The 26785-nt window shown below is 65.0% G+C and carries 32 protein-coding genes; 27 read left to right on the forward strand and 5 right to left on the reverse strand.

Features of this window, described 5'->3' with window-relative positions:
* Positions 1-133: 133 nt before the first annotated feature.
* Complete coding sequence (locus tag MPARV_RS0119310; protein ID WP_040055776.1) at positions 134-1468, reverse strand: IS1380 family transposase; 1335 nt, start codon at positions 1466-1468, stop codon at positions 134-136.
* Positions 1469-1610: 142 nt separating this feature from the next.
* Between MPARV_RS0119310 and MPARV_RS0119315 the strand changes: the two genes are divergently transcribed.
* The 13 genes from MPARV_RS0119315 (at position 1611) to MPARV_RS0119380 (ending at position 12885) form a co-directional block, all read left to right on the forward strand.
* Positions 1611-2744, forward strand: coding sequence for a hypothetical protein (locus MPARV_RS0119315; RefSeq protein ID WP_020379420.1), 1134 nt, complete (start codon positions 1611-1613; stop codon positions 2742-2744).
* The gene (locus MPARV_RS0119320) at positions 2731-4560 is read left to right on the forward strand and encodes a phospholipase D-like domain-containing protein (RefSeq protein WP_020379421.1); all 1830 of its coding nucleotides are present in this window, start codon (positions 2731-2733) and stop codon (positions 4558-4560) included. Before MPARV_RS0119315 ends, MPARV_RS0119320 begins: the two co-directional genes overlap by 14 nt.
* A 1-nt stretch (position 4561) precedes the next feature.
* Positions 4562-6334: a DEAD/DEAH box helicase gene (locus MPARV_RS0119325; RefSeq protein WP_020379422.1), complete on the forward strand. Its 1773-nt coding sequence runs from the start codon at positions 4562-4564 to the stop codon at positions 6332-6334.
* Positions 6285-6602 carry a hypothetical protein gene (locus MPARV_RS0119330; protein ID WP_100221373.1) on the forward strand — a complete coding sequence of 106 codons (318 nt, stop codon included), beginning with the start codon at positions 6285-6287 and terminating at the stop codon, positions 6600-6602. Before MPARV_RS0119325 ends, MPARV_RS0119330 begins: the two co-directional genes overlap by 50 nt.
* A gap of 16 nt (positions 6603-6618) precedes the next feature.
* Entirely contained in the window at positions 6619-7080 is a 462-nt protein-coding gene (locus MPARV_RS0119335) for a hypothetical protein (protein ID WP_020379424.1), read from the forward strand.
* A 96-nt stretch (positions 7081-7176) separates the two neighbouring features.
* Positions 7177-7449: a hypothetical protein gene (locus MPARV_RS25045; protein WP_172636603.1), complete on the forward strand. Its 273-nt coding sequence runs from the start codon at positions 7177-7179 to the stop codon at positions 7447-7449.
* Positions 7424-7705, forward strand: a complete 282-nt coding sequence (locus MPARV_RS25195) for a leucine-rich repeat domain-containing protein (protein WP_238538903.1) — start codon at positions 7424-7426, stop codon at positions 7703-7705. Before MPARV_RS25045 ends, MPARV_RS25195 begins: the two co-directional genes overlap by 26 nt.
* 166 nt (positions 7706-7871) lie before the next feature.
* Positions 7872-8210, forward strand: coding sequence for a hypothetical protein (locus tag MPARV_RS0119350; RefSeq protein ID WP_020379426.1), 339 nt, complete (start codon positions 7872-7874; stop codon positions 8208-8210).
* Between the two features lie 246 nt (positions 8211-8456).
* Positions 8457-9032, forward strand: a complete 576-nt coding sequence (locus MPARV_RS0119360) for a YdeI/OmpD-associated family protein (protein ID WP_031279427.1) — start codon at positions 8457-8459, stop codon at positions 9030-9032.
* A 147-nt stretch (positions 9033-9179) separates the two neighbouring features.
* Complete coding sequence (locus MPARV_RS0119365; RefSeq protein WP_034396066.1) at positions 9180-9614, forward strand: heme-binding domain-containing protein; 435 nt, start codon at positions 9180-9182, stop codon at positions 9612-9614.
* 549 nt (positions 9615-10163) lie between these two features.
* Positions 10164-10544 (forward strand): glycosyltransferase, encoded by a 381-nt coding sequence (locus MPARV_RS0119370; protein ID WP_031279431.1) that lies wholly within the window; start codon positions 10164-10166, stop codon positions 10542-10544.
* Positions 10541-10699: a hypothetical protein gene (locus MPARV_RS25450; protein ID WP_155852510.1), complete on the forward strand. Its 159-nt coding sequence runs from the start codon at positions 10541-10543 to the stop codon at positions 10697-10699. The genes MPARV_RS0119370 and MPARV_RS25450 overlap by 4 nt, the downstream gene beginning before the upstream one ends.
* Positions 10696-12885 (forward strand): glycosyltransferase family 39 protein, encoded by a 2190-nt coding sequence (locus MPARV_RS0119380; RefSeq protein WP_020379431.1) that lies wholly within the window; start codon positions 10696-10698, stop codon positions 12883-12885. The genes MPARV_RS25450 and MPARV_RS0119380 overlap by 4 nt, the downstream gene beginning before the upstream one ends.
* A gap of 83 nt (positions 12886-12968) precedes the next feature.
* Here the strand turns inward: MPARV_RS0119380 and MPARV_RS0119385 are convergent, their stop codons facing one another.
* Positions 12969-14429, reverse strand: coding sequence for an ammonium transporter (locus tag MPARV_RS0119385; protein WP_012227899.1), 1461 nt, complete (start codon positions 14427-14429; stop codon positions 12969-12971).
* Between the two features lie 229 nt (positions 14430-14658).
* A complete protein-coding gene (locus MPARV_RS0119390; protein ID WP_012227896.1) occupies positions 14659-15306 on the reverse strand; it encodes a DedA family protein in 648 nt (215 codons plus the stop codon).
* Between the two features lie 215 nt (positions 15307-15521).
* On the opposite strand from MPARV_RS0119390, the gene MPARV_RS23225 reads away from it, so the two are divergent.
* From MPARV_RS23225 to MPARV_RS0119440, 12 genes are all read left to right on the forward strand, one after another.
* A complete protein-coding gene (locus MPARV_RS23225) occupies positions 15522-16223 on the forward strand; it encodes a DedA family protein (protein WP_012227892.1) in 702 nt (233 codons plus the stop codon).
* Positions 16224-16226: 3 nt separating this feature from the next.
* Positions 16227-16898: a response regulator transcription factor gene (locus tag MPARV_RS0119400; protein ID WP_012227890.1), complete on the forward strand. Its 672-nt coding sequence runs from the start codon at positions 16227-16229 to the stop codon at positions 16896-16898.
* Positions 16895-18019 carry a HAMP domain-containing protein gene (locus MPARV_RS21780; protein ID WP_051012069.1) on the forward strand — a complete coding sequence of 375 codons (1125 nt, stop codon included), beginning with the start codon at positions 16895-16897 and terminating at the stop codon, positions 18017-18019. Before MPARV_RS0119400 ends, MPARV_RS21780 begins: the two co-directional genes overlap by 4 nt.
* A complete protein-coding gene (locus MPARV_RS23230; protein ID WP_020379435.1) occupies positions 18016-18267 on the forward strand; it encodes an ATP-binding protein in 252 nt (83 codons plus the stop codon). Before MPARV_RS21780 ends, MPARV_RS23230 begins: the two co-directional genes overlap by 4 nt.
* Before the next feature lie 31 nt (positions 18268-18298).
* The gene (locus MPARV_RS21785) at positions 18299-18727 is read left to right on the forward strand and encodes a DUF1003 domain-containing protein (protein ID WP_012227886.1); all 429 of its coding nucleotides are present in this window, start codon (positions 18299-18301) and stop codon (positions 18725-18727) included.
* Positions 18728-18792: 65 nt separating this feature from the next.
* Entirely contained in the window at positions 18793-18915 is a 123-nt protein-coding gene (locus MPARV_RS25870) for a hypothetical protein (RefSeq protein WP_268744059.1), read from the forward strand.
* Between the two features lie 9 nt (positions 18916-18924).
* Complete coding sequence (locus tag MPARV_RS25745; protein WP_031279440.1) at positions 18925-19167, forward strand: hypothetical protein; 243 nt, start codon at positions 18925-18927, stop codon at positions 19165-19167.
* Complete coding sequence (locus MPARV_RS26210) at positions 19116-19463, forward strand: DUF4913 domain-containing protein (protein WP_420886294.1); 348 nt, start codon at positions 19116-19118, stop codon at positions 19461-19463. The genes MPARV_RS25745 and MPARV_RS26210 overlap by 52 nt, the downstream gene beginning before the upstream one ends.
* Positions 19464-20451: 988 nt before the next feature.
* Positions 20452-20709 carry a type II toxin-antitoxin system Phd/YefM family antitoxin gene (locus MPARV_RS24005; protein ID WP_081582461.1) on the forward strand — a complete coding sequence of 86 codons (258 nt, stop codon included), beginning with the start codon at positions 20452-20454 and terminating at the stop codon, positions 20707-20709.
* Positions 20706-21131, forward strand: a complete 426-nt coding sequence (locus MPARV_RS0119430; RefSeq protein WP_020379440.1) for a type II toxin-antitoxin system VapC family toxin — start codon at positions 20706-20708, stop codon at positions 21129-21131. The genes MPARV_RS24005 and MPARV_RS0119430 overlap by 4 nt, the downstream gene beginning before the upstream one ends.
* 307 nt (positions 21132-21438) lie before the next feature.
* Entirely contained in the window at positions 21439-22206 is a 768-nt protein-coding gene (locus MPARV_RS0119435) for a hypothetical protein (protein WP_020379441.1), read from the forward strand.
* A 423-nt stretch (positions 22207-22629) separates the two neighbouring features.
* Positions 22630-22893, forward strand: coding sequence for an AsnC family transcriptional regulator (locus MPARV_RS0119440; protein ID WP_100221377.1), 264 nt, complete (start codon positions 22630-22632; stop codon positions 22891-22893).
* A 75-nt stretch (positions 22894-22968) separates the two neighbouring features.
* Here the strand turns inward: MPARV_RS0119440 and MPARV_RS21790 are convergent, their stop codons facing one another.
* Positions 22969-23904 (reverse strand): tyrosine-type recombinase/integrase, encoded by a 936-nt coding sequence (locus MPARV_RS21790; RefSeq protein WP_157789745.1) that lies wholly within the window; start codon positions 23902-23904, stop codon positions 22969-22971.
* A 372-nt stretch (positions 23905-24276) separates the two neighbouring features.
* Here MPARV_RS21790 and MPARV_RS26215 point away from each other — a divergent pair, with 372 nt between their 5' ends.
* Complete coding sequence (locus MPARV_RS26215) at positions 24277-24624, forward strand: GntR family transcriptional regulator (RefSeq protein ID WP_031279445.1); 348 nt, start codon at positions 24277-24279, stop codon at positions 24622-24624.
* Between the two features lie 392 nt (positions 24625-25016).
* On the forward strand, positions 25017-25634 hold the full coding sequence (locus MPARV_RS25060) for a hypothetical protein (RefSeq protein ID WP_157789746.1): 618 nt from the start codon (positions 25017-25019) through the stop codon (positions 25632-25634).
* A 243-nt stretch (positions 25635-25877) separates the two neighbouring features.
* On the opposite strand, the gene MPARV_RS0119460 is transcribed toward MPARV_RS25060, so the two are convergent.
* A complete protein-coding gene (locus tag MPARV_RS0119460) occupies positions 25878-26684 on the reverse strand; it encodes an SDR family NAD(P)-dependent oxidoreductase (protein ID WP_020379446.1) in 807 nt (268 codons plus the stop codon).
* Between the last annotated feature and the right edge of the window lie 101 nt (positions 26685-26785).

Consider the following 26785-nt stretch of genomic DNA (forward strand, 5'->3'; position numbering starts at 1 on the left):
CCCATCCTGGCTAGTTGAACGTCGGTCAGCGGGTGGTGGGGCGCGTCGGGGCAGGGCTCGTGGGGTGGTGGGTGTTGTGTGCCGGCGGGGACGGTGTGGGGGGTGCTGAGGGCGGCAGGGCTCAGCGGCCTGTTCAGGTGAGGGTCCGGATCTTGTGGGCCCGGTCGAACGCGTCGATGAGCTGGTCGGTCCATCGCCAGCTGTCGGAGAGGTTGACGGTGTTCTGGCGGCTGTTCCGGCTGATGACCCCGGCGGTGTGGAACAGGCAGTAGCGGAGCCGTTTCGGCTGGGCGCCGGCGAGTTCACCGTCGAGACACAGCAGTTGGGTCCAGGCGATGATGTCCTGGGCGCACAACATGACGGTCACCCACGCCTGGTTGATCGCGAACGACGCCGACGGGAGGTTCGCCAGGCCGGTGTCCTTCGCGTCCGCGATGGTCTGTTCGACACGGCCACGGCCACGGTAAAGCGCTTCGAGGTAGGAGATGTCGGTGTCGGCCAGGTCGGTGACACACACCTGGAACCGGTGGCCTTCCTCGTCGGTGAACGTGAGCTGGGCGCCGGGGTGACACGGTTCGCGTCGGGCGATCATCCGGGTCCCGTCGGGCCAGGCCGACAGGTCGACCTTGTCGGTCACCTCACAGACCACCGCGTGGTCGCGTTCGGTGGTGCCGTCGGAGGTGACCGCCTGGATCCAATCGTCCTCCGGGATCGAAACGAGGACTTTGGCGATACCGATGTTGAGTTCGTGGCCGACCACGAAGCGGACATCACGCTGTCTGCACGTCTTGAGGAACTCGTGGGTGCACCCGGCCGAATCGGCCCGCATGATCACCTCGGTCTCGGTCGGGTCGACCGGCAACTGGAACAACGCGTCATCGAGAACGGTGATGTGATCGGCTGCGGTGTTCGACCCGGCGTTCCCAGGACGCAGCATCCCGGCCAACGCCTCGCCGGTCGCATCGAGGTAGGCCATCAGCGGATGGAACCCGAACCCACGCTTGTAAGTCGGTTTGGCGTCTTCCTTCTCCGAGTGCGCACCGACGAGGGTGGCGTCGATGTCGATCACATAGAACCCCGGGTCCGCGCCGGCAGCCCATGCCCTCGCTCGTGCTGTGGCGCGGGCTTCGTTGATCCGATCGATCACCGATCCGTCCACGGCCTCCAAGGTCCGCCATGCGGTCGGGGTCGATGCGACCTCACCGAAGAGGCGGGGCTGGTCCCGCAACGTGCACAGGTCGGAGATCGACTTGCCGTCGTCGGCCAGCATGACTGCCAGATCGGTGAGGACCTTGCCCCGGTCATGGCCGCCCTTGCGTCGGCGGGTCACCGCCATGGCGTCGGAGAGCGCATCGGTCAGTCCGACCCCCTCGGCCACATCGGCCAGCAGCCTGGCCCCGGCGTGGTTGACGACCCCCTTGCCAGTGGGGGCGTATTTCAGGTTCGGACGGGCGCAGCTACGCTTCACCATGGACATGCCTTTCTGTGCCTGGACACTGGATGGACTTCAACACCCAGTATTCCAGACCAGGAAGGCATTTCCGCGGAAAACGGGCCCCTCACACCCCCGAACTACTGAAAAGTCTGGGCTAGCTCATGGGCGCACTCACATGGCGCTGAAGACTGCCTGGACCGCTCCGCTCGCCGATGATCGGCCTGGTGAGCGCGACGGTGGAGACCCACTCGGACTTCGCTCCTACGCCAACCGGCTCGCACGGCAGTTGGTACCCGGGCTGACGCAGGCAACGTTTCAGACCAGAGGCTTCTCGATGCTGTGCCTTGGAGCCCACCTGGCTGCAGCCACCAAAACCGAGGCTGAAGCTCAACGAACGTTCCAGCACTTGGAACGCCTGTGGGTGGCAGCATCGGTGTACCACCACGGAGACGAGGCCGGTGTAGCCGGGAAGCGACGCGCCAAGCGTCTGCTGATGGGGGCGGGGGTAACGGGTGAGTACCCTCTCGATCGACCGTTGCTCGCTAGGCCGTTTCCTGCCGGAACTCTTGCTACCTACCGGCGAGCAGCGGCTGCGTTCGGGCTGGTCAAGGGTGCGACTGGGCGACGCACTCGACTTCTCGACGTTCGGCTGACTTCCGAGGGCAAGGACCTGGCAGCGGCCTTCAGATCAGCGGCGTTCGCAGGGACCAGAGCCGGCCACTGGGCCCGTCAGGATTCGGTTTCGTCGCACCGAGTGCTTGCAGCAATCGGTGCCGACCCTCAGCCTTCTCGTGCCGAGATTGAAGCACTGTCCGCTGGCATGGAGGCCTACGACGGGTTCCACGATCGACCGATCAGCAGGTTGCGCAGCGAATACGACCGCAACAACGGAGTGCTCGATCTCGATGCCATTGATGCTGCCTCGCTCACCGCCGCACAGGCCGGTGCTCTTGAACAAGCACGTGCACTGGTGGATGCCATCGACCAACTCGAGTTTCCACTTCGTCAGTGGGTCACTACTGGGGGTCCCCCCGAGATACAGCAGACGGTGCTGGCGCTACCGATCTGGGAACTGGGCGCTCACGAGCCGGAAATCTCGCGGCTGTATCGCCGGCTCTTGAGCGCAGCGGATGGGTTGGATGCGGCAGTGCTGCAGTTCCATCAGGAGCGAGCCAGGATGCGCGGCGCGACTGCTTGGGAGCCTGGGTCGGAACTTCCGACTGCCAACCAGTACGTGCTTCCCGACTTCACGTTGGGCTCACTCAGCGCTCTATTCGACGAGGGGGTGTCTCCACGTGTCAATCGCTGAGCCGACCAACGTGCTCGACCTGGTCGGGCCGCCCGAAGGATTCGGGTTCTACGCCGGGGTATGGCTCACGCACGATCTGAGCTGGCCAGTCCTCTGTGATCTCGTCGCGCCAGCGCTGACCGGGGTGATTACCAGCGGAGCGCGTCGGATACAGGAGACCCGGGCCGCAGTGGCGCCTGGCGCGCCCGGGCTGGTCGTCCTCCATGCTGCCGACCGGTTCGCCGGCGGTCCGGTGATGCCGTGGGCACATCAGTGCGCCGTCACCGGTCGCCGCCAACACGCGAAGGCAGCGCTCCTCCAGTATCGGGCCGAGCGGGGAACTCGAACGAAGACGCGGGTGCTGATCGGGTCGGGCAACCTCACGCGCAGCGGGCTGAACTCGAATCTTGAAGTGATCAACTGGGACGAGCGGAGCAGAGGGTCGGGTGAGTTTCTCGGGGTCGACCTACTGAACGAGTTGCGTGCGCTCGCCGGTTCGTTGCCCGATCTACCGCACCTGACCAGGAGCCTGGAAGCGCTCGCCTCTGGTTTGGGCGCCATGAAGCCGACGGGCGTGCTGGTGTCGTCTTTGGTTGAGCAGCGAGCCATGTTGGCCGAGCCCCATGCGGCTGAGCCACCTGCGACGTCGATCGACGTGGTCTCCCCTGCGTTCGCCGGAGACAGCGACGTTCTGGCAGCCAAGGCGCTTGCACCCTGGTGCGGTCCGGGCACCGAGGTGCGAATCCACACCGGGTTCGAGGGCACCCGGGCGACGGCCGCTGCGGGCGGCGGCGTGCTGCGTCTCTCGACCGGACTGCTGGCGGGCCTGCGAGCGACAGGCGCATCGGTGCGTGTCCATGCCATCCCCGAAGTGGACGACGACGGTGCCAACTCGGGCCGGGTTCACGCCAAACTCGTTGCCCTCACAAAAGTCGACGGGTCGGCACTGGTGCTGAGCGGGTCGGCAAACTGCACGGGACCAGGGCTCTTGGGCAAGAACCGAGAGATGATGCTGCGCCGAGAGCTGCGCTCCTACCAGGCTCTCGACATCGTCGAAGGGCTCGACTCCATTGAGTATCCGGGCGAAACCACACCTCCTCCACCCCGTGTTCCGGCAGTGGAGATTGCAAAACTGCCTACTCTGGTGCCGTCGATGGTCATCGACGAGGCGTCGCGAGCCGACGGCACTCACCTCACCGGCGTGCTGACCATCACATCCGAGGGCCCTGTTGATGGCGCCGTGGTGTCCTGCAACGGCCAACCCATCAAGCTGGGTGTGCCGACCCTGGTGCAGCTTGACCCCAGCCAGGGGTGCGTGGTGGTGATGGTCGGCGACGTCACTCAGTACCTCCAGATTGAGGTAATCGCTCCGGAGTCAGCGATCGACTTTTGGGGCGGGCTGACCCCAGAACAGCAAGTCGATCGACCCGGTCGCGATCTGCAGCGCCTGTTGGGTGACATTGACCAAGTCACAGCCTCGACACCACAGAAGCCGATCCGCCTGCGGGTGCGAAAGGGCTCGGCCGCCGACGATGGGTTCTCGATTCCCCTCAGCCAGCGGTTGGTGGTGCTTGCCCGCGGTCGCCGTCGGGTGGCCGACCATGGAGAGGCGTCGATGGCCCGAATCGTCGATGAATACCTAGACGGCCGCACCGAGGCCGAGATTGCGCAGAAGGTGCGAGTCGACGAGGTAGCGGCCTCGAAGAAGACGGCCCTGGCGATCCATGCTGGCTACGACCGGACCGCCACCCGCGATGTCGATCCGCTATTGACGGCCTTGAGTGAGTCGATCGTGGCATTCGATAGGCACATTGGCCCCAGCGACAAGGATTCGTGACGTGGCCAGCCGGAAACATCACGCACTCACGGTGCTGCGTGAGATGCGCGAGCACTTCGGTGCCGAGATCAGCGAAGAAGACCTCGGCCACCAAGCAGCGCAGGTTGCTGAGGCGGTCAAGCGATTGACCCGGTCCCACGAACTCGCTCAGATCCTCCGGGATCCGGTGGGCACCGGTAAGACGGCGGTGGCGCTGACCGCCGCCCGGCTGCTTCTTGATGAAGGAGCGGTGGATTACGTACTGGTCATCGCTCCAAACTCGACCGTGGGTGACCAGTGGCGCAAGCGGGCCGAGCCCATCTTTGGGGAGCGCATCGCCGAGGGGCACGACGCCTGGGCCAAGAATAAGGTGGTAGTGGGCACCCACAAGACAGGGCCCTCGTGGCGGAGTCCCAAACCAGCGCGCTCCCTTGTAATCGTGGATGAGGCTCATCGAGGTCTTCAGAACGAGAACTCGGAGGCCTTCCAAGGTGTCTCGGCCGCCGCAGCCGGTGCCAAGACCCTGCTGGTCACCGCTACCCCCTACCAACTGACCACCACCGGGTTCACCCGAATGCTCGGGGTCTCGAGCGGCGCTGCGGCGCCGCCAGACGCCGATCTCGATTTGGTTCGTCGCTACGGACAGGCCACTTCCAAGCTGCTTCGACGCTGGGAACCCGATGTCGACACGTCCGACATTGAACCGTTGATCGCTGAGGCGGAACGCTGTCGGGATAAGGCCGCTGGTGTCCTCAGCGGACGGCTCCTGCCCGTGACAGGCATACGGGTGCCTCCGGCACCCGCCCCGTCGCCGACGATCCTCCCGCTTGGTGACTGGGCTGTGCCTTACACGGTGGCCCGAGTGCTGCCCGAGATGATTGGCGTCGGCAGGACCGACGCTTTCCAGCGCAGCTTGGCGTCCAGCAGCGAGACGCTGACCTCGTCGGATCGGGTGGTGGGGAGAAGGATCGACGAACTGATGGCCTCCGGCGAGCCCGAGGTGCGTGCGTTCCTCGAACAACTCGTTGACCGGATGGGCACTGGTACCGATCATCCCAAAGTGGCTGCGACCGTAAAGTGGGTGAAGTCGCAGGTTGCCGATGGGCACCACGTGGTGGTCTTCACCTCCTGGTTGCCCACTCGTGACGCCATCGGACAGGCACTCACCGAGGCAGGCATGGAAGACGTGGCGGCCCCTACCGGGAGCACCGTCCCCGTTGCGCTGGAGCGCCGTTTCAAGGCTGACGCCGAAGGTCGGCCCGTGGTGTTGGTTCTGTCGGACCGGTTCTCTGAGAGCATCGACCTGGACGGAGGCAACCCCTCGATCGTCCATCATGACCTCACCTGGAATCCCATACGGCTCACCCAGCGGTGGGGACGCGTCGTGCGGATCCGCACGGGCTTTCAGCCGGTTCCACCCGATCGCATCTTCCTGCCGATCCTCGACGTCGAGGTAGACCATCGCTTGGCCCGGGTGGTGACCGGACGACGCGACCTGGCCGGTCTCGTCGTGCCAGAATCATCGGAGCTCGACGCTGACGCATGGACGATGCCCGACACGATACTGAAGCGAATCGCCACCAACTTCGCTAAGCAGGCCTGCGGGTCAACCCGCCGCCCAGTGTCACAGCCCGGGAATATCTTGGGTCGTGTGAGACGCGACGTCGCCCTTCTTGGCGAGGTCGCTCGGTCAGTGGCCCCGACGGCCGCCTCGTTCCATTCATCACGATCGCGGGAGACATGCGATGACCGTCACCGAACAAGCCCGGTACCATCTCCACCAGCAACTCGATGACTCCGTGGGGGAGAAGGGGGCCAACACCATAATGGAACTGCTTCCACCAGTTGGCTGGGCCGACGTCGCCACCAAACGAGACCTTGACCAACAGAGCGAACGGCTGGAGCACAAGATCGAGCGGGTCGAACTGCGGTTACAGGCCGACATCGCTGGGGTTCGCTTCAACTTCGAGAATTCGCTGCGACACATGCAAACGGTGGTTCTCAGCACAGTCATTTCTGGCGTAGGTCTCCTCAGTGCTCTTGTGATCTTCGGGCCCCACTGAAATCGGGGTGCCGCTCATGTCTGATACCGCCGGCGCTCAGATCGTGAGCCCGACGTCGACCGAGGAGGCACTCCAACTCCTGACGTCGACCCAGCATCGCAAGGTGACGTTGGGAGCCAACCTTGCCAACTTCCAACGTGGAATGGGGGCTTCAGACCTGCTCGACCCGGACCGGTTGTGCATATCGCTGCAAGAGCTGATGGTCGCCCTGCCGCTTGGCTCCCGCAACGAGGAGTGGGATTTCGCCACCCAGAACATCCTCGCAGCGTTGGTCGGGCTCACCAGCCTGACCGTGCTTGGAATCCCCTTGGGCAAGGACGGCCCGGGTGCGATTGCCCAACGCCTTCCCAACCTCACGAGCCTTAGTCTCAGCGCAAGCGGCATCGGTGATGAAGGCGCTGCTGCGATTGCTGAGCGGCTTCCCAGACTCAGATGCTCAACCTCTGGCACAACCAGCTCGGCACCGCAGGCGCCCTAGCGATTGCAGAGAACCTGTCCCCCCCTCACCAGCCTCAACCTGGAGAACAACGTCCACTTCCTCACCGGAACCTTGATTGGGGACGAGGGGGCGGTTGTGATTGCCGGACGCCTGCCCGGACTCGCCAGCCTCAACCTCGTCGGCAACGGGGTCGGTGACATGGGCGCAGTTTCCGTCGCATCACATTTGACCAATCTGACCAAACTCGACCTTGGCCGCACCGGCATCAGCCCCGAGGGCCTGGCTGCACTTACGGAAGGCTTGCCCAATCTCACCAGCCTCAGCCTCGACTGCATTCATGTGGACAACGAGGGGGGCGGCAATTGCCGCGCACCTCCCCAACTTGACCGACCTCAACCTCAACTTTAATGCCGTGGGTGACGCCGGGTCGGCTGCGCTTGCCGAGGTCTTGTCCAAACTCACCCGCCTCGACCTTTGCTGTGACGCCGGCGACAACGGTGTAGCCGCGATTGCTACCCACCTGCCCAACATCAACACGCTCCTTCTCAGCGAATGCGGAATCGGCGATGAGGGTGCTGGTGCGATCGGCGCCCGCTTGCGCAACCTCTCGATCCTCGACCTGAGCGGCAACGACATCACCGACAAGGGGCTACAGGGGTACTGACCAAAGTTGCCGACGTCCGGGCGTTGGTGCCGCCCGCAGCAGAATGTCACTGCCGCGAATACCTTGGAAGCCGTGAGACGCGACATCGCCCTTCGGGTGAGGTCGCTCGGTCAGTGGCCCCGACGGCCGCCTTGGTTCTATCCGTCACGATCGCGGGAGCTATGCGATGACCGTCACCGAAGAAGCCCGGTACCATCGCCTCCAGCAACTCGATGACTCCGTGGGGGAGAAGGGGGCCAACACCATGATGGAACTGCTTCCACCAGTTGGCTGGGCCGACGTCGCCACCAAACGAGACCTCGACCAGCAGAGCGAACGGCTTGGACTCATGGTTCGCGCTGAGATCTCTGGAGTGCACGCTGAGATCGCTGGGGTGCGGGCCGAGATCGCTGGGGTGCGCGGGGACTTCCAGAATTCGCTGCGGCGCATGCAGACGGTGCTACTCAGCGCCGTGGTGTCGGTTGCGGGCGTCGTCATCGCCATGGCGATCTACCGACCCAATTGAGGCCACTGCTTTGCCGTCACTTGCGCACCACCGAACTGAAGCTTGCGCCGCAATCGGTTGGGACCCCGCCCACGTCTGAGGGACCTGGTGCACAGATCCAGAGTCCGAAGTCAGCCGAGCAGGCGGTTCAACTGCTGGGGGCGTCTCACCACCGCAGGGTGACCTTGGGAGCCAATCTTGGCAACTTCCGACGGGGACCGGGTGCTTCGGACCTGCTCGACCCGGACCGGTTCGTGTGGAGCGACATTGAACGCAAAGGTTGACGCCCACATCGACCGGTCGACGAAATGGCCAGAAGTGATGACGCGGTTGCGTCCCATACTGGCGGGCTGCGGCCTGACCGAGGAGATCAAGTGGGGCAAGCCCTGCTTTAGCCAGGATGGACACAACATCGTCATCTTCCAGGAGATGAAGGAGTTCCTGGCGCTGATGTTCTTCAAAGGGGCCTTGCTCAGTGACCCCGACGGGATCCTTGAAGAGCAGGGCCCCAACTCACGGTCGGCACTTCGTATCTGCTTCAGATCGATCGACGATGCGAACCGGCTGGCCGACACCGTCAAGGCCTACGTCGAAGAGGCGATCGATGTGGAGGAAGCCGGGCTGCAGGTCGCTCCGGCGTCGGTACTGCCACCCCCCGAGGAACTCCAGAACCGGCTCGAAACCGACCCTGCGTTCAAGGCCGCGTTCGAGGCGCTCACCCCAGGTCGGCAGCGGGAGTACAACCTCTATTTCTCCGATGCGAAGCAGTCGAAGACCCGCACCGCGCGGGTGGACAAGTACGCGCCCAAAATCCTTGCAGGCAAGGGTTTCCGCGACCGCTGACCCTCCCCTCAGCGCTACCGGCGCTGTCTGGACGTCCCGGGTCCTTTGCCCCTGTTCCCGTCTTTTCGGAGCATGCGATGCTGAGGCGGTTGCCGATGACGTGAGGTCCAAAACATGGCCGCATTCCTGCGAGCGTGGTGGTGGAAGATGCTGGTCGCCGGCGCCGTGGTGTTCGTTGCGATCCAATTCGTTCCGTACAGCGTCGACAACCCGAAGACAGGCGACGAACCGGCGTGGGACAGCGCGCAGACCCGCGAATTGTTCATGACCGCCTGCGCCGACTGCCACAGCAACGAGACAGAGGTCCTGTGGTTCGAGAACGTCGCCCCAATCAAGTGGTACGTCGCCAACCACGTGAAAGAGGGACGCGACGAACTCAACATCAGCGAATGGCACACTGCTGCGGGTGATGAAGCTGACGACTCCGCCGAGACGATCGAGGAGGGGTCGATGCCGCCCGGCTACTACACATACTTCGGGCTGCATGGCGACTCGAAGCTGACTCCGGCACAGAAACAGCAGCTGATTGATGGCTTCAACGCGACGATGGCAGCCGACCCGCCCAAAGGCGGAGAAGGCTGACCGACACGGTGCGGTCACGAGCAGTGCGATCGCGGCGATGCAGGCTGCGGAGAGCAGGGCGTAGCCGACCCCGAGGTAGGGCACCTCGCTGAACTTGCCGGAGAACTCGGCGAGGTGGATGTAGGCCGTGCCGGCGAGGCCGATGACGGCACCGACCTCGGCAGCGATCACTGCCGGTGTGCGCTCGAAGCGGCCCATTCCTTCGATCAGCGACGGTGGTGTCGTGGTCGGGACGGACAGGGCCTGCCCTCCTGGTGTGATGCCGGCTTGCGTGCGGTTGGTCATCCTTTTCTCCTCTGGTCCGCCTCGACGCGAGGCGGGGGTTGGTGATGACTCGATTGGACACCCGCCGCCTGAGGCCCAGCCGAGGTGCTGCTGTGCATTGGCTGAGAATCGTTCACCCGTGAGTTCGAGGTGGGAACCCCCCCAGCCCGGGCTCGGCGAGGCCGGCAACGCCGCCGCTGGGGCCAACCTCCGGGTTGGCTGAGTGTTTCCGCACAGTCGCCCGTTTCTCACGCTCCTCTTATCTGAGCCCCGAATACTCTGCTCATGGACAACGAAGCGGCGCGTTCCAACCCACCGGTGCCTGACCTGGCTCAGCCACCGGTGCTGGAGATCGCCGTCCCCGTGTTCAACGAGGCGCACGTGCTGGAACGGTCGGTGACCACGCTGGTTGACCACGTTCGACAGCACGTGCCGTGTCCCACCCGACTCACCATCGCCGACAACGCCAGCAGCGACGACACCCTGGCGGTGACCCGGCGACTCGCGGCGAACACAGCCCGGGTGCAAGCCCTTCACCTCGGCATCAAGGGCCGGGGCAATGCCCTGGCAACAGCCTGGGGCCGCTCCGATGCTGCGGTGTTGGGGCACAATCAGGCCGACGAGGCGATCGGCAGTCGGGCCTGCGGATCCATGAGGTGCCCGTGACCTGGGTGGAGGACCCCGACAGCCGGGTTGCCCTCATCGCAACAGCGCCGGCCGACCTCGACGGCATCCACCGACTGCGTGCCGACCGCCGACGGGCCGCCCGCCATCAGCTCGAACATCCCCCACTGCCTGCGCACCATGGAGCACTCTCGTGACCATCGACGTGTCCGAAGCTCGCCCGCCCACCGGGATTGCGGCGCCCACCGAGGCCGGACCCCCCACCAAGGCCGCTCCTCCAGCCGAAGCCGGTCCCCCGACCAAGGAGACGCAGCGCCCTGACGTGTCGCACGCCAAGCCGCAACGCTGGGAGCGCCCGGCGCTCGGCGCACTACTGGTCGCAACCGCCGTGTTGTACATGTGGGGGCTCGGCCAGGCGGGCTGGGCCAACTCGTTCTACTCCGCCGCCTCGCAGGCCGGATCCGCCAGCTGGAAGGCGTGGTTCTTCGGCGCATCCGACGCGGCGGGGTCGATCACGGTGGACAAGCCCCCGGCCTCCCTGTGGCTGACCGGCCTGTCGGTTCGGGCGTTTGGCCTGAATTCGTGGAGCCTGCTGGTGCCCCAGGCGCTGATGGGGGTGGGCACGGTGGCCCTGGTGTGGGCGACGGTGCGCCGGTGGGCGTCGGCTCACGCTGCGCTGCTTGCCGGGCTGGTGATGGCCACCACCCCGGTGGCCACGCTGATGTTTCGGTTCAACAACCCCGACGCCCTGCTGACCCTGCTGCTCGTCGCGTCGGCCTACACGACGCTTCGGGGCATCGAGGACGGCCGCCGCCGCTGGGTGATCGCCACCGGCGTGATGCTGGGGTTCGCCTTCCTCACCAAGCAACTTCAGATGATGCTGGTGGTGCCCGTGTTCGGCGGGGCGTGGCTGATCGCAGCCCCGAAGCGGTTTGGTCGGCGCCTGCTGGACCTGCTCATCGGCGGCGCCGCCATGGTGATGTCAGCCGGATGGTGGATCGCCATCGTCCAGCTGTGGCCGACGAACTCACGCCCCTACATCGGCGGCAGCCAAACCAACTCGATCCTCGAACTTACGTTGGGCTACAACGGCCTGGGCCGCCTGACCGGCAACGAAACCGGCAGCGTCGGCGGGGGCGGTCCAGGCGGAGGGGCCGGCGGTTCCATGTGGGGCGCCACCGGCTTCAGTCGCCTGCTCGACGGTGCCGCCGGCGGTCAGATCGCCTGGTTGATCCCGGCCGCCTGCGTTGGGCTCGTGGCCGGGCTGTGGCTGACGAGATCGGCCAAGCGAACCGATGTCCGCCGGGCTGCGCTGCTGGTGTGGGGTGGCTGGCTGGTGGTCACCTTCCTGACCTTCTCGTTCATGGCCGGGATCTTTCACGACTACTACACCGTGGCCCTGGCCCCGGCCATTGCGGTGCTGATCGGTCTGGGCGTCCAACTGCTTTGGGACGTCCGCCACAGCCTCACCGCACGCATCACGTTGGCGCTCACCATCGCCGGTTCGGCCGGTTGGGCCATCGTCCTGCTACGACGTGCGCCCGGGTGGAACAGCTGGCTGATCCCGGTGATCGGCGCGCTCGGCTTGGGCTCGGCCATCGTCATCATGCTGCCGACCGTGCCCCGGCGGGTGCTCGTTGGTGCGGGCGCCGCGGGGGCCATCGCAGTGCTGGCCGGGCCGCTGGCCTGGAGCATCGAAACGGCCGCCCACCCTCGAACAGGCTCGATCGTCACCGCCGGACCCAACGTGCAGGGATCACAGTTCAGGTTTCCCGGCGGCGCGGCAGGACGCGGTTCCCCACCACCCGGACGGGGCGCCGCACCCGACGGTCGGGCCGGACTTCCGCCCGGCGGCCCAGGCGCACGACCAGGTGGACAGGCCGCGCCACCACCTGGTGGGCAAGGAGCCCTACCGGGAGCAGGCGGCCGGCCAGGCCGTACCAACGAGGCCACCGGTAAGTTGCCGGCCGGATTCCCCGGCGGGATCTCCCTTAGAGGATTGGGTGGAGCGGGCGGCCTGCTGGACAGCGCCAAGGTCAGCGCCGAGGTCGCCGCGGTTCTCCTCGAGAACGCCGATCACTACACCTGGGTGGCGGCCGGGGTCGGCTCCAACCGTGCCGCCGGGTTTCAGCTGGCCACCGAACGGCCCGTGATGCCCATCGGAGGCTTCAACGGCTCCGACCCCTCCCCCACGCTGGCCCAGTTCCAGCGATATGTCGCCAACGGCGACATCCACTGGTTCATCAGCGGAGGTGGGCGAGTCGGCGGCTTCAACAACCAACAGGGCGGCAGCGAGGAATCGTCAGCCATCGCCTCCTGGGTGACCACCCATTTTGAGCCCACGACCATCGACGGGGTCACCCTCTACAACCTCAACCCCTGACCCAAACCGTCCCTCCGGTGGGACGACCGCTCGGCCGGGCCGGGGCACGAATCCAACATCGTGCCCCGGCCCGGCCACTCCGCTCAGATGTGGGATTGCCGGCCGAACTCCGGATAGCCGGTGACGCCCATTTCCGGAACGTCAAGACCCAGTTGCTCGTCCTCCCGCGAGGAGCGGATACCACCCGAGGTGAAGCGGTCCTGAAGCTTGAAGAAGGCGTAGGAGATGCCGAAGATCACGGTGCACAAGACAACGCATCCAAGCAGCTGCGCCCCAAACTGGCCCACGTCACCGGCGATCAGCCCTTTCACGCCGCTCACATCAGAGCCGTTCCAGCCCGCCCCATAGCTGCCGTTGGCGAAAATGCCCACGCTGAGCACGCCGAACAACCCACACACGCCGTGCACCGAGATGGCGCCGACCGGATCGTCAAGGTGCAGCGTGCGTTCAACGAAGAACACCGACTCGATCACCAACACCCCGGCGATGGCACCGATCACGGCCGCGGCCCACGGGGCCACGAACGCACACGGCGCCGTGATGGCGACCAAGCCGGCCAGCATGCCGTTGACCATCATCGCCGGGTCGGGTTTGCCCGTCCGCCGGGTGATCCATCCGATGGATGCCACCGCACCAAACGCCGCCGCGATCGCGGTGTTGGCCGCCACGGTGGCGAACTGAATGTCGGTGGCTGCCAAGGTGGAGGCGGCATTGAAACCAAACCATCCGAACAGCAGGATGAACGTGCCCAGCATGGCCATGGGGATGTGGTGGCCGGGGATCGCCTGGGGTTTGCCATCGACGAACTTGCCGATTCGAGGCCCCAACACAATCGCACCTGCCAAGGCCGCCACGCCACCCACTGCGTGCACGACGCCGGACCCGGCGAAATCGGCATACCCGGCACCCAGGTGCATCGAGTGCCAACTTTGGGCCAGCCATCCACCGCCCCACGTCCACGCAGCGAACAGCGGGTAGTAGAACGCCCCGCAGAACAGTCCCCACACGCAGAAACTGCCCCACTTCCAACGTTCGGCCATCGAACCGGTGGGGATGGTTGCCGTGGTGTCCATGAAGGCCACCATGTAGAGGAAGAGGCCGAACAAGGCTGCGCCCCCCGTAGCGGCGGATTGGCCCGATAGGAACCAACCGCCCTGGTGCAGGAACGTCCAATCTCCCGACCCGACCAATGCACCCCCAACCGGGTTGTCCAAGCCAATCGTCGGGGCGGAGAAGCTGCCAAAGGCCAACGGAAACCCGACGGCGAAGAACGCCACGAAACCCAGGCCGAACACTGCGAAGTTGGTGCTGACCACGTGGGCGGCGTGCTTGGCCCGACAGAACCCGGTTTCCACCATGGCGAACCCGGCCTGCATGAAGATCACCATCGCGGCCCCGATGACCACCCAGAGGAGGTTGACCTGGGTGCCCAGAACCTCCACCGGGTCGGTGACGCTTTGAGCGCCGGCCACTTGCGGGAACAGCGCCACAACGGCGCCGCCAACCGCGGCGGCTGCGCTAAAGCGAAGGAGTAATCGACGCATGGAGTGTCTCCTGACCTTGGGCACCGGGGGTGCTGCCGTAGCCGGCGAATGCCGACCACACTCCGTGCGAACAAGTTCGCGTGACGAAGTAGCCGTACGCTCGCATCGCCGTGTTTCGGTTCGACGACCCGAATGTTGCCGGTCGATGAACAGGTGGAACCTTCAGGTGCGGGTCGTTCCGGGGCGCGCACAAGGAAGCCTCACCCTTGTGACGGCCCGGTCGGTGAACCTACGCCTGTGGGGTCGGTTGGGGAACGCTGGGCTCGTCTGGCGAGCGAAAGCGTTCCTGAGCCACGGCAAACACGGCGGGCAACACCGAAATGCCCACGATGACCAGGAGGGTCAGTTCCAGGTGATCGCGAACGACCGCCATGTTGCCGAAGCGGTAGCCGATCAGGGTGACCCCCGCCCCCCACAACACGCCGCCGACCACGTTGAAGCGGGCAAACGACCGGTAGGGCATGTCGCCCACACCGGCCACCACGGGGCAGAGGGTCCGCACGATGGGCACGAAGCGGGCCAGCACGATGGCCTTCGGTCCATGTCGATCGAAGAAGGCAATGGTGCGGTCCCGATGCTCAGCCTTCAAAACCCGCCGGTCGGAGCGCTTGAACAACGCAGGACCCGCGCGGCGTCCCAGGAGATAACCGGTTTGGTCCCCAGCGACGGCGGCAACGACCACCACCAGGATCAACACCCAGATGTTGGGGTTGAACGACAGCCGGGGCAAAGCCCCCGCAGCCGCAGCTCCGGCGGTGAACAACAGCGAGTCGCCGGGGAGAAAGAACCCAATGAGCAGGCCGGTCTCGGCGAAGATGACGGCGGCGATGCCGATCAGCCCGAAGGCATCGATCAGATGGCTGGGCGAGAGATTCATCAGTGTGGTTCCGGCCCATTCGCGTGCACGATCTCAGACGATCACGTCACCATGGCCGGACGGGCTTCCAGCTCGGCCACGAACGAAAGCGTATCCACATTCGTGCCCGACCGGGCGCGGCCCGACGCCTTGGCGCCGTCACCGACGGGTTCGACGCCGCCCGTAGGATCGGGAGGTCGGGGTTGGCGTCGCCACGCCCGACGGGCGGAGCCTGCATGAACAGCCTGATCGAGCACCTCACCGGCCTTGCGGCCCCATGGCTGTACGTCGCCGTGGGCACCCTCGCAGCGGCCGAGGCGGCCATCCTGGTTGGGCTGGTGTTTCCGGGCGAGACCGCGTTGCTGATCGGAGGCTTCGCCGCATCCCAGGGGCGGGTGAACCTGGCGGTGATGGTGGCGGTGGCGGTCGGCGCGGCCATCGTTGGCGATTCGATCGGCTATGAGGTGGGACGGCACTTTGGGCCGCGCATTCGCGACACCCGGGTCGGTCGCTGGGTGGGCCAGGACCGCTGGGAGCGTGCAGAACGCTCGCTTCAGCATCGTGGCGGACCGGCGGTGATGTTTGGCCGCTGGGTGGGCATTCTTCGGGCCATCGTTCCCGGGGTTGCCGGTATGACCCGCATGCCCTATCGCCGGTTTCTGATCTGGAATGTGATCGGCGCTCTGGTGTGGGCCCCCACCATGGTGATCGGCGGGTACCTGGCGGGCAGCAGCTACCGGGCGCTTGAAAGCTGGTTGGGACGGGCAGGTTTGGTGATCTTCGTGGTGTTGCTGGTTGGCGTTGCCGGGTGGCGGTGGCTCAGATGGGCGGCGGCCCGCCAAGAACCGCGAGGCGACGGCCACTCTTCAGCTGAACCACAGGTTGAGCGGTCACACTCCACGGGCACGACCTCACAACACCGGCAGGAACCCGGGTAGAACATGCGAATTCTGGTGGTTGACGACGAGCCACGCCTGGCCGCGGCAGTGCAGCGCGGGCTGGAGGCGGAGGGGTTCGCCGTCGACGTCGCCTCCACCGGCGACGAGGGGCTGTCGATGGCCACCGAGGTGACCTACGACGTGATCGTGTTGGACATCATGTTGCCCGGCATAAGCGGTTACACCGTCTGCGGTCGCCTTCGGGAGGCCCAGGTGTGGACGCCCATCATCATGCTGACCGCCAAGAGCGGCGAGTGGGACGAGGCCGAGGCGCTCGACACCGGTGCCGATGACTACCTGTCGAAGCCGTTTTCGTTCGTGGTGCTCGTCGCCCACATCCGAGCGTTGCTGCGGCGGGGAGCGGCAGAGCGGCCGGCCAAGCTCAGCATTGGCGATCTGGTGTTGGATCCGGCCGCCCGCTCGTGCGTCCGGGGCGATGTCGTCATCGAGTTGACCGCCAAGGAGTTCTCGGTGCTCGAGTTCCTCATGCGTTCGCGGGGCGACGTGGTGACCAAGTCGCGGATCGTCGACCACGTGTGGGATGCGGCCTACGACGGCGACCTCAATGTGGTCGAAGTGCACGTCAGTGCGCTGCGCCGCAAGATCGATGCACCCTTTGGCACCGACACCATCCGAACCGTCCGCGGGGCCGGTTATCAGCTCGTCACGCCATGATGCGGCTGCCGAAGGCCGGCTCGGTTCGAACCCGAACCACGTTGGTGGCCGCCGGCGTGGTCGGGCTGGCACTGATGGTGTCGGGGCTTGGCCTGACCGGACTGGTTCGACACCGCCTCATCGACGCCGAACGGGTTGCAGCCCGGGTGCGCGCCGACGATGTTGTGGCACTCGCTCAAACCGGCACGCTGCCCAACCCGCTCTCGTATCCCGGCGAGGAGTCGGGCGCCACCCAGGTGCTCGACGCCAACGGCAAGGTCATCGATACCACCGACAACCTGGAAGATGACTCGCCACTCAGCAGCCTTCGTCCGCCGGTCGGGGAACACGCTTCCGAGGTCCGCACCGACGTTTCGCTGGAAGACGACGATCGGTACCTCATCGTTGCCACCACCGCCGTGGTGTCGGGCCAACGCCTCACCGTCCAGGCCGCGGCCTCACTGGCGGCGGCCGACGCCACGGTGGCCACGCTGGTGGGCACGTTGTCATGGGGTATTCCGCTGCTGATCCTGCTGGTGGCCGCCACCACCAGGTTGCTGGTTGGGCGAGCCCTCCGGCCGGTGGGTGCCATCACCAGGGAGGTCGCCGACATCTCCCAGGTCGACCTGCATCGTCGGGTGCCCGAACCGACCACCAAGGATGAGATCGCACGGTTGGCCATCACCATGAACCAGATGCTGGCCCGACTCGAATCGTCGTCGGCCCGCCAGCAACGGTTTGTGGCTGACGCGTCTCACGAGATGCGCAGTCCGCTGGCTTCGTCGCGCGCTGTGCTGGAGGTGGCCGCCCTGCACCCCGGATCCGCCAACGACCTGGTTGCAGCCATCAACGATTCGCTGATCGATCACCGGCGCCTCGAAGCGCTGGTGGCCGACCTGTTGCTGCTCGCCCGCCTCGATGGTTCGCAAACCACCACTCGACGAGCGCCGACCGACGTGGTTGCACTCGCTCGCGAAGTGGTCGAGCGCAGGATCGAGACCGACGTCACCCTGGTCTCGCACAGCACCAACATCGGTGACATCGGTGATGCGATCGTGATGGCCGACCGGCCGCAGGTCGATCGGGTGCTGACCAACCTGCTGGACAACGCCGCCCGCCATCTCGTTCACGTACAGAAGTGACCGTTGACCGCCATGGAGCGACGGTCGACATCACGGTGGACGACGACGGGCCGGGTATCCCCGAGATCGATCGCAAGCGGGTGTTTCAACCGTTTACACGGCTCGACGAGGCCCGCACCGCCGAGTTGGGCACGGGCTTGGGCCTGGCCATCGTCGCCGAGATCGTCAGCGACCTCGAAGGCCGGGTTCGGGTGGATGACAGCCCGCTCGGCGGTGCGCGGTTCGTGGTCTGCCTGCCGGCCCCATAACGCCCGGTCTTCACCGACGCATACTGGGGTGATGGCAGAACGACGAAGCGGCAGAATCCACACCCCAAGCTGGCGCCGTCACCCGGCCGTGCGCTCCGGCAACCAACTCACCCGCGGTGAACGCTGGGCCGACCGACTGCGAAACGGCATGGGCTCGTGGGGTTTCGTCATTGCCGCCCTGGTATTTCTGGCCGGGTGGATGCTGGGCAACCGCGGCGGCGGCTTCGACCCGTACCCGTTCATCCTCCTCAACCTGGTGTTGTCATGTTTGGCAGCAATGCAGGGCGCCATCCTGCTGATCGCCGCCAAACGCGAAGACCAGATCAGCAGCGAACTGGCGCGACACGACTATGAGACCAATCTCGACGCCATGAACGACATCAAGGCCATCCTCGTCCTCACTTCGGACATCCACCGCCAGACCGTTCAGCCCGTGGTGCCGCCCTCAAGCCAGGCCTGAACACTCAGCTGCTGGGGGTTGAGGTTTGGGGCACCCTCGTCTGACCGGACGACGTGGTCAAGCCGGTGTCGGAAGCCACGGGCGAGCTGTCAACGACCGGGTTGACGGTTGCCGTCACCGGGGTATCGGCAATCGGGGTGGCCGTCGTTGGCGTCACGCCATCGGCCGTGCCCACGATCGAGGATTGACCATCACCGATGATCAAGGTGCCAAGGGCATCCGAAGCGTCAGCAACGCCGACCGGGGCAGACCTGTTTGCCGACGACGACTCGCTGGAAGCGGCTGCCGCCACCCGTGGTTGGGCGGCCCCGGCGCGGCGGTCGGGCCGGGGCGGCGGTCGGGCCGGGGCGGCGGTCGGGCCGGTGCCATCGGTACCCGCCGTCAGCCCGTGCAAGGTGGCCAGGCCAAACAGCGGAAAGCCGGCGAAGCGAGTCAGCTAGCACCGATCGCGCTCCGCCCGTCCAACTCGCGAGCGGCGTGGTGCGCCGACTGGTGGGCACACCCAGATGCAGTGTCACGTCTCGGCACTGCGTGGATGGCATGGGAGGCCGCTTGGGCCGAAGGCGGCACAGCACCATCACGGTGGTGGGCGGTGGACTGGGCCGAACGCTGGCTGGCACCGTCCAACAAGTCCGGCACCTTCAGCGGATGCTCCAGCGGCGGACACCGCGACGTTTCACCACCATGCCCCATCACCCCCGTCCCCGAAAGGCATAAGCAAAATGTCCAGCCCTGACGCCACGGCGACACCTCCCGGGTGGGCTGTCGGTCGGGTCAGGTGCCGGTCGGGTCCAGTGACGGTTGCTGTCTGCCGGGGCCGGTGCGGAGCGGACGCCCGGTAATAGGGTCGGCTGGTGGAAACTCGGATCTTGTTTCTTGACGACTCCGGGAAACCGGACGTGGCCCACGCCTCGGGAGCGGTTGTCATCGGGGGCTTCGCGATCGATTCGTCTGCGTAGCCCACGTTCTCGCGGCGGCTGCTCGGAGCGAAGCGGGCGTTCTAGCCAGGACGGGGCCAGGCGCAGGCGTGGGAGCTGAAATCGTCATCTGTGGTGAAACCGAACCCGTGGAAGCGCCGCAAGAACCGTGACTTCGTCGCAGAGCTCTGCCGGCTGATCGAGTCGGCGGGCGGGACTGCGTTCTCTGTTGCGATCGTGAAGAAGAAACCGAAGCGGAGCGGAAGTGCGGTACGACGAGGGCCCGAAACTCCACCCCTCGCTAGATCAACTCTACGTTTGCGACCTCGATGGAACCCTGCTCCGGTCGGACGCCAGCCTTTCGGCTCATGCGCAACGATCTTTGTTGGCGATGCTGGAGGCGGGGTGCGACACACGCCACGTAACCGGCCATATGTGCGTGACCCGGTCGGCTTCGGCGACGCCCATAACGGCTCATTCGTTCGAAACTCCGCCGCCGGGTGTCTCAAATACGAAGGTCTGAGAGACGGTCCAAGGCCCGGCCGTTCGGCCCAACTACGGCTCCGGGGACGGCGCAATCGGGCTGCTGCAGGCCGGGACTATGCAGCGTGCGACTGGGGCCGAAGTGCTGCGCCGTGGTTGTCACCAAGGTCGTGATTATGCGGAGCGTTGTCGAGCAGATCACCGACGCAGCAGCGATTGCTTTGCGTGCGGCCGCTGGACAGGCTCGGCAACTCACAACAGCGGCCCGTGCCCCTTCACCACATGTGGCTAGATTTCCTCTCTGAAAAGCGCCACAATCGCGGGATGGAAGCCGGCGTGAGAGAACTCAGAGACAACCTCAGTCGCTATCTCAGCATCGTGCGGGACGGCCACGATGTGACCGTGACTGACCACGGCAAGGCCGTAGCCCGTCTCGTGCCGCTGGATCAGCCGCGCACGATCGACCGCCTCATCAGCGAAGGTCTGATTTCGCCGCCAGTTCACGAAAAGCGCCCACGCACCGCTCCGCCCGTGAGCGGCAGCGGAACCGTGAGCGATCTGGTCGCTGAGCAGCGTCGGTGATTGCATACTTCGACACCTCTGCACTCGTTCCGCTGTTGGTCAGCGAACCTGCATCATCGACGTGCGGACGATTGTGGAACGAAGCGACGCTCGTCATCAGCACGCGCCTGATCTATCCCGAAGCGCGAGCAGCGCTGGCCCAGGCTCGACGAATGAGTCGATTGACCGTCGCGGGTTTGGAACAAGCTGTAGACGACCTGGACTCGATCGCCCTGGAGATCGGCTACATCGAGGTCTCGGCCGAGCTAGCGGCATCCGCAGGCGATCTCGCACAGGCCCACGGGCTCCGAGGCTACGACGCAGTACACCTTGCCTCGGCGGCGCTCGCCAACGATGGGGAACTAGCCCTCATGACGGGCGATCGCAAACTCGGAGCGGCAGCTCAGGCGATCGGAATCTCCGTCGCATTGACGACGCCATGACCTGGGAAACTCGTCCGGCCTGACGGCGGTCGGTCGTGCTCGGCACTGACTGGGAAAGTCTGACCCCACGTCGATCGCTGCGTACCGGGAACTGTGCGGTGTCACGTCCTGGCGGGCGTTTGCCAGTGAAACTGCGGCACGGCATAAGGGCCGATACGTGCTGCGGCATCCGATCGAAGAGGCCGAGTTATCGAGCGGCGATATCGGGGCCCGGCGTCGGGCGCACCGGTTGGCGTCGTTCGGATCGTCAAGCCGTGCAGAGGCTGCGCATCGTCGCAGGTGCGGTGCAACGTGTCACGATGGGTTCGTGTCACATTTCGCGTTCGAGGGGTTGGTTCCGGCTGAGGACAACACGGGCGCAGAGTGGGTCGTTGGCGGCCTGAGAGAGCCCCCCGGCGTCGGCTTCCGGGTTCCAACCGGTTTCGACTCGATTGCTCGGATTCATCACCCACTCGCCGACGGCCGTCGGTTGAGCGAGCTGCCCTCTGGTGTTGTCGGGAACATGGAGAGCGAGGAAATCGGCGATGCCACTGACGCCGAGGAGGGGTGCCTCGACGCCAAGATCCTCGACAGGCTGGTGCCGTTGTTGTCGGTTGCCACATCGACACCCAGCGAAACGCACTTCGGCCTCTGGGTCGGCTGGGGTGAACTCAGGTCAGGCTCCAGCACCGTGGCCTACTCCAGCGGTCTGCGCGGTCGACCATGGTCCGCGCTGTCATCTCGACGGGCGCGGTCCATGATCGCTCGTGCTCATACAGCTGAGCTTCGCCCAGTCGAGGCGTTCATAGATCGTTGTGCCCGATTGGACTGGTGGGGAGGCCCCGAGATGCTGTTGTTCGATGGGCCAGTGGATGCTGTGCAGGCGATTGGAACACCGACACCGCTTAGCGGTGCCGCGTCCGGCAGCTTGTGCCGCCGGAGCCCGCAGTGGTGGTGGCCATCAGATCGCGCATGGTTCCTTTCCAGTGAGATCGACGACAAATGGACCTATGTCGCTGGCCCGACAGCTCTCACCGAAGCAGTACTTCACCTTGATCTGGACGCTGTGATCGTCGCGCACCACGACACGTGGTAACCCGGCGCCTCGACAACGCTCGGCGTCGGAGCCCCGCTCGATAATCCCAGCTACCTCTGCGGAGCACCGCGCCACGTAACCGGCGCGGTGCGTGGGCCTGCCGCAGCACTCAACAACGTCCTCGTCAATGGATAGCGTCCTCGTCAATGGATGTTGACGGCTGTTGATCGAGTCCATATTCTGAGCAGGTGGACATTGGGGCGAGCGCCCGCAAGCACGGTGTCCCTTCGATGACGACATGCTCCACGCACTTCGACACCACTGGCGAGGATTCGAGACCGACGATCCTGACGTCACAATATTCATCGGACCATCCGCGAATGCTGTGCCACTTGAAATCGGGGTCGTCGACGATGCAGATGGAGTTGCGATCATTCACGCGATGCCAGCACGATCCAAGTTCCTGAAAGGGTGGTGGACACCATGACCACGACACGAGCACACCGAGCCGACGCACTCGAACGGTGGGCCGACAAGGTGGACATCAACGACCTTGTCGAGGCCCAGACAGCGGCTCTTCGAACGATTGCGGAGTTGGTTGAACAACGAGACGGTGTCGACACAGCGCTGCTGGACGCAATTCGCAACGCACGCGAAGCCGACCGTTCCTGGTCCGAAATCGGAGCGATGCTGGGAGTCTCCAAACAGGCCGCTCAGCGAAAGTACGCAGCCAAGCTCGCTTCGTAGCTCGCCTCCCCCGGCCAGGCCTGGGGCAAGCTTGGGTTCGGGCGATCTCATTCAGTGATCGCCTGGGTGGGCGATCTATCCCTGGCGAGTCGCGCCGGCAACGAAGGTGGACACGATGTAGGTGGCGTGCCGGTCGAGGCTGCGCCTGGCCCGGTCGTAACGCATCGTGGTTCTCGGGTCGGCGTGACTGGCTGCTTCCTGAACATCCCGCAGCGGCACACCGGCGTCGAGGGCGGCGGTGATGAACGAGTGCCGGAGACTGTGAGGTGAGATCCGTTTGGTGATCCCAGCCTGGCGGGTCAGCCGTTTGATCATCCGATCAGCGCAGTAGCGGTCCATACGACCACCCTGAACTCCAAGGAAGATCGGCCCGATCGTCCGGTCACCGATGTACAGATCGAGAGCCCGGCCGGTCCGTGGTGCGATGGGGATGGTGACGTGCTTGGAGCCCGTGCGGACGATCGCCAGGGTCCGGTGGCCACGTTCGGTCGACATGTCCTCAATGTCGGCGTTGAGCGCTTCGGAGATCCGCAGCCCGTTCAACGCCAACAAGGTCATGAGGGCACCATCACGGACATCACCGAGACCGGCCTGCACCAGCAGCGCACCCAGTTCGTTGCGGTCAAGGCCAAGGGTGCGGGACTCGCAGTCAACCTTGGGACGACGGACGTTGGCTGCCGGGTTCTTCGTGATGATGTCTTCGATCTGGCAGTACTTGTAGAAGGACGACAACGTCGACAGGCGTCGGGCGATCGTGGAGGCCATCCGGCCTTGTTGTTCCATCCACCGGCCAAACAACTCCAGATGTGCGCGTTTGAGGTTGAACAGGTTGAGATCGTGGTCGTGGCACCATCCGGCGAAGATCCGAAGGTCAGTGGTGTAGCTGACGCGGGTGCCACCGGAGTAGCCAGCCAGGAACGCCGCGACCGCGACTCGTTCCGACACCAGGAGCGGGTCCTCAGGTTGGAAGATCTCTGCCGGTAGCGCATGGGTGTGAACGGTGTCGGCCATGATGGCCTCCTTGGTGACCCAGCCTCCTAAAGAGGCGGGATCAACCCTCCCACCACCAACCCGCACAAACACCCAGAAACCGCCCACCCGGCGACCAGAGGCGGCGTTATCGGGTGCCCCAGGAAGGGCCGAAGTAGAGCGGGTCGTGCGGACCAACGGTGGGTATTACGTGGCGTCGATATGTGCTGCCTGGATCGCTGGTCCATGATGCGGCGAGGACCGGGAATGCAGGATCTGGGCGCTGTATTGGGCCGTTGGCGTTGAACGATTTGGCTAAGTTCCGCCACCAAAGAGAGTGGTCCGCCGTCCACGTTTGGGTAGGCAGATTCAAGGTCTACTTGACCCCAGCATAGTTTGAGTTAGAGTAGAATTATGCTTCTGAAGGTGGACTCCACGTCAACGCAGTCCATTCACGACCAACTCGCCGGTCAACTCCGCCACGCGATCGCCGTAGGTGACCTCAATCCCGGTGAGAAGTTGGCGCCAGCACACCAGTTGGCCGCAAGTCTCGACGTCAACGTGCACACGTTGCTGCGAGCGTTCAAAACTCTCCGCAGCGAAGGCCTCCTCGAGGTTCGACGTGGGCGCGGTACCACCGTCACTGCAGACGCTCCTCAACAAGCCCAATTCGTGGCCAGAGCTCGCGAACTTGTGGCCGAAGCCCGTCATGCTGGCCTGACCAATCATGAAATTCGCCAAACCGTGGAGGCACAGCTGTGAACGGCTCGATGCCACAGTCCATCGGCTCGAACCCCAATACTCCGGATCAGACCAGAGCCCGATTCTGGCTCGGCGTCGGGCTACCCGCAGCCATTCTGGCCGCCAGCTACATCCCGTTCCTGCTGCTGCGGTCTGAGCTACCCGATCGAGTAGCCAGCCACTACGACAGCGCTGGACGCGCGGATGACTCCATGACGATCGGGGCATTCCTCGTCGTCACCGGTGTGATGGTCGTGTTCGGGCTCAGCCTCTGTATCGGCTTGGCATGGAGTCGCCGCCCAGTCCCTGCCCGTCTCGGTGCGACCGTCGGCCTCCTTGGCCCGTTCATCGCAACGCTCGGCGGAGCGATTCTGGCGACAACCGCGGTGTCACAACGCGGCATCGACAGCTGGATGGACGCACCCAACGCGTGGTGGGGCCTGCCGATTGTTCTCATAAGCGCGATTGCCGTCGGAACCGCCGGCGCCCGGCTCGGATCGCACCTCATCACTGCCGCCGCCGACCCGAGCGCGAGAAACGCGCCCGTCATGGATCTGGCCGACGGCGAACAGGCGGTCTGGACGACGTCGCTGCACAACGCGCCACTATTTCTGGTGGGAATCGCAGTCGCAGCCGTCGGCTTCGTCCTCCTTGCCTCAACCCCGCTGTGGTTCGGCACCGTGGTCCTAATGTCGTCTGTCCCGCTGATGGCATTGGCAACACTGCACGTGGGCATCGACCGCAACGGCCTTCAAGTGAGGTACGGCCATCTCCTGTGGCCCAAGACCCTCGTGGCGGTCGACCGAATCGATACGGCGTCGACGATCGATGTGCGGCCGCAGGAATGGGGCGGCTGGGGCTACCGCGGCAGCCTCAAACTGACGCATCAAGCAGCGGTCGTTCAGCGTGCCGGTCCCGGCATCCGTCTCGACCTCAAAGACGGCAAGGTCTTTGTCGTAACTGTTGACGACCCCGAAACAGGCGTCGCGTTGCTCAACTCCCAGATCCATCGTGGCGTCACCACCGAGTGAACCCGACCAGCTTTGCCCCGCCGCCGCCCACTCATACCTCCGAGGTCCGTTAGCCAGCCCGGAACCGGACGACCTCAGCGCACAATCACGAGATTCAAGTAAGGAATCCGCGCTGCATATCCGGCAATCGGTTGTCTTGATCGGGATTATGCGGTGTTCAGGAAGGGCCGTTCTGTGGCGCGTGTCGGCTGGATGAGACAGGGATTCTGCGTGTCGATATGTGGCGCCCGTCGCTCCTGATGACTACCGGAGCCGGATGACGTTCCCGGTGACGATGCGGCCTGCTTCGCCGCACAGCCATCCAATGACCTCAGCGACCTCGGATGGTTCCGCAACGTGATGATGGTCAAAGTCGTTGGCTACGAATGCGCGAACCTCGTCGGTGATCCAGCCGGTATCGGTGACTGGTGGATAGACGACGTTGGCGGTGACCCCGCTGTCTGCCATCTCTGCTGCTGCGGACAGCGTGTAGCTGATCAGTGCGGCTTTGCCAGCGCCGTAGGACACCTCTCCCGGGAAATGTTTGCCTTCGCCCGAGGTAAGCGTCACGACTCGACCCCACCGCGCATTGCGGGCTCGGTGTCGGGTTATGAACTCTGCCATGAGGAGGGCACCCGCTCGGGCGTCGATGTGGAGTTGGGAGTCGATCGATTTTGGGTTGACCATGACGCTGGTTCGGCCGACGGCATCGCCTCGATCGGGCGAGAAGCTGTCCTTGTGCCAGCCGCTCGCGTTGTGGACCAACACTGACACGGGACCGAGGGCCGCCTCAGCCTCGTCGAAGAGGCGTGCCGGCACGTCCGGGTCTGAAAGATCAGCTTCGATACCTACGGCTCGTTGGCCGAGTGTCTCGATGGCGCCGATGACATTCTCGGCGTTACGGGCTCGTGCGAGGTTGTAGTCGTCGGTCCGTCCTTGGTCAGCGGTGCGCAGAAACGAGACGGCAATGTCGGCGCCTCGTTCGGCCAGTTCGATCGCTGTTGCGGCGCCGATTCCGTGGTTTGCGCCAGTGACGAGGGCGACTGTTCCTGTAAGTGGTTGCGTGGGCATGACAAATGACCCCTTCGTTGAACGATGAAATTCGGACGAAGTCTCAGATGCCTGCCATTCGGAGATACTACCGCAGCCACCCTGCTGTCGAGCCGCCATTC

Origin of the sequence: Candidatus Microthrix parvicella Bio17-1, assembly GCF_000299415.1 — a bacterium.
In the GTDB taxonomy this organism is placed as follows: domain Bacteria; phylum Actinomycetota; class Acidimicrobiia; order Acidimicrobiales; family Microtrichaceae; genus Microthrix; species Microthrix parvicella.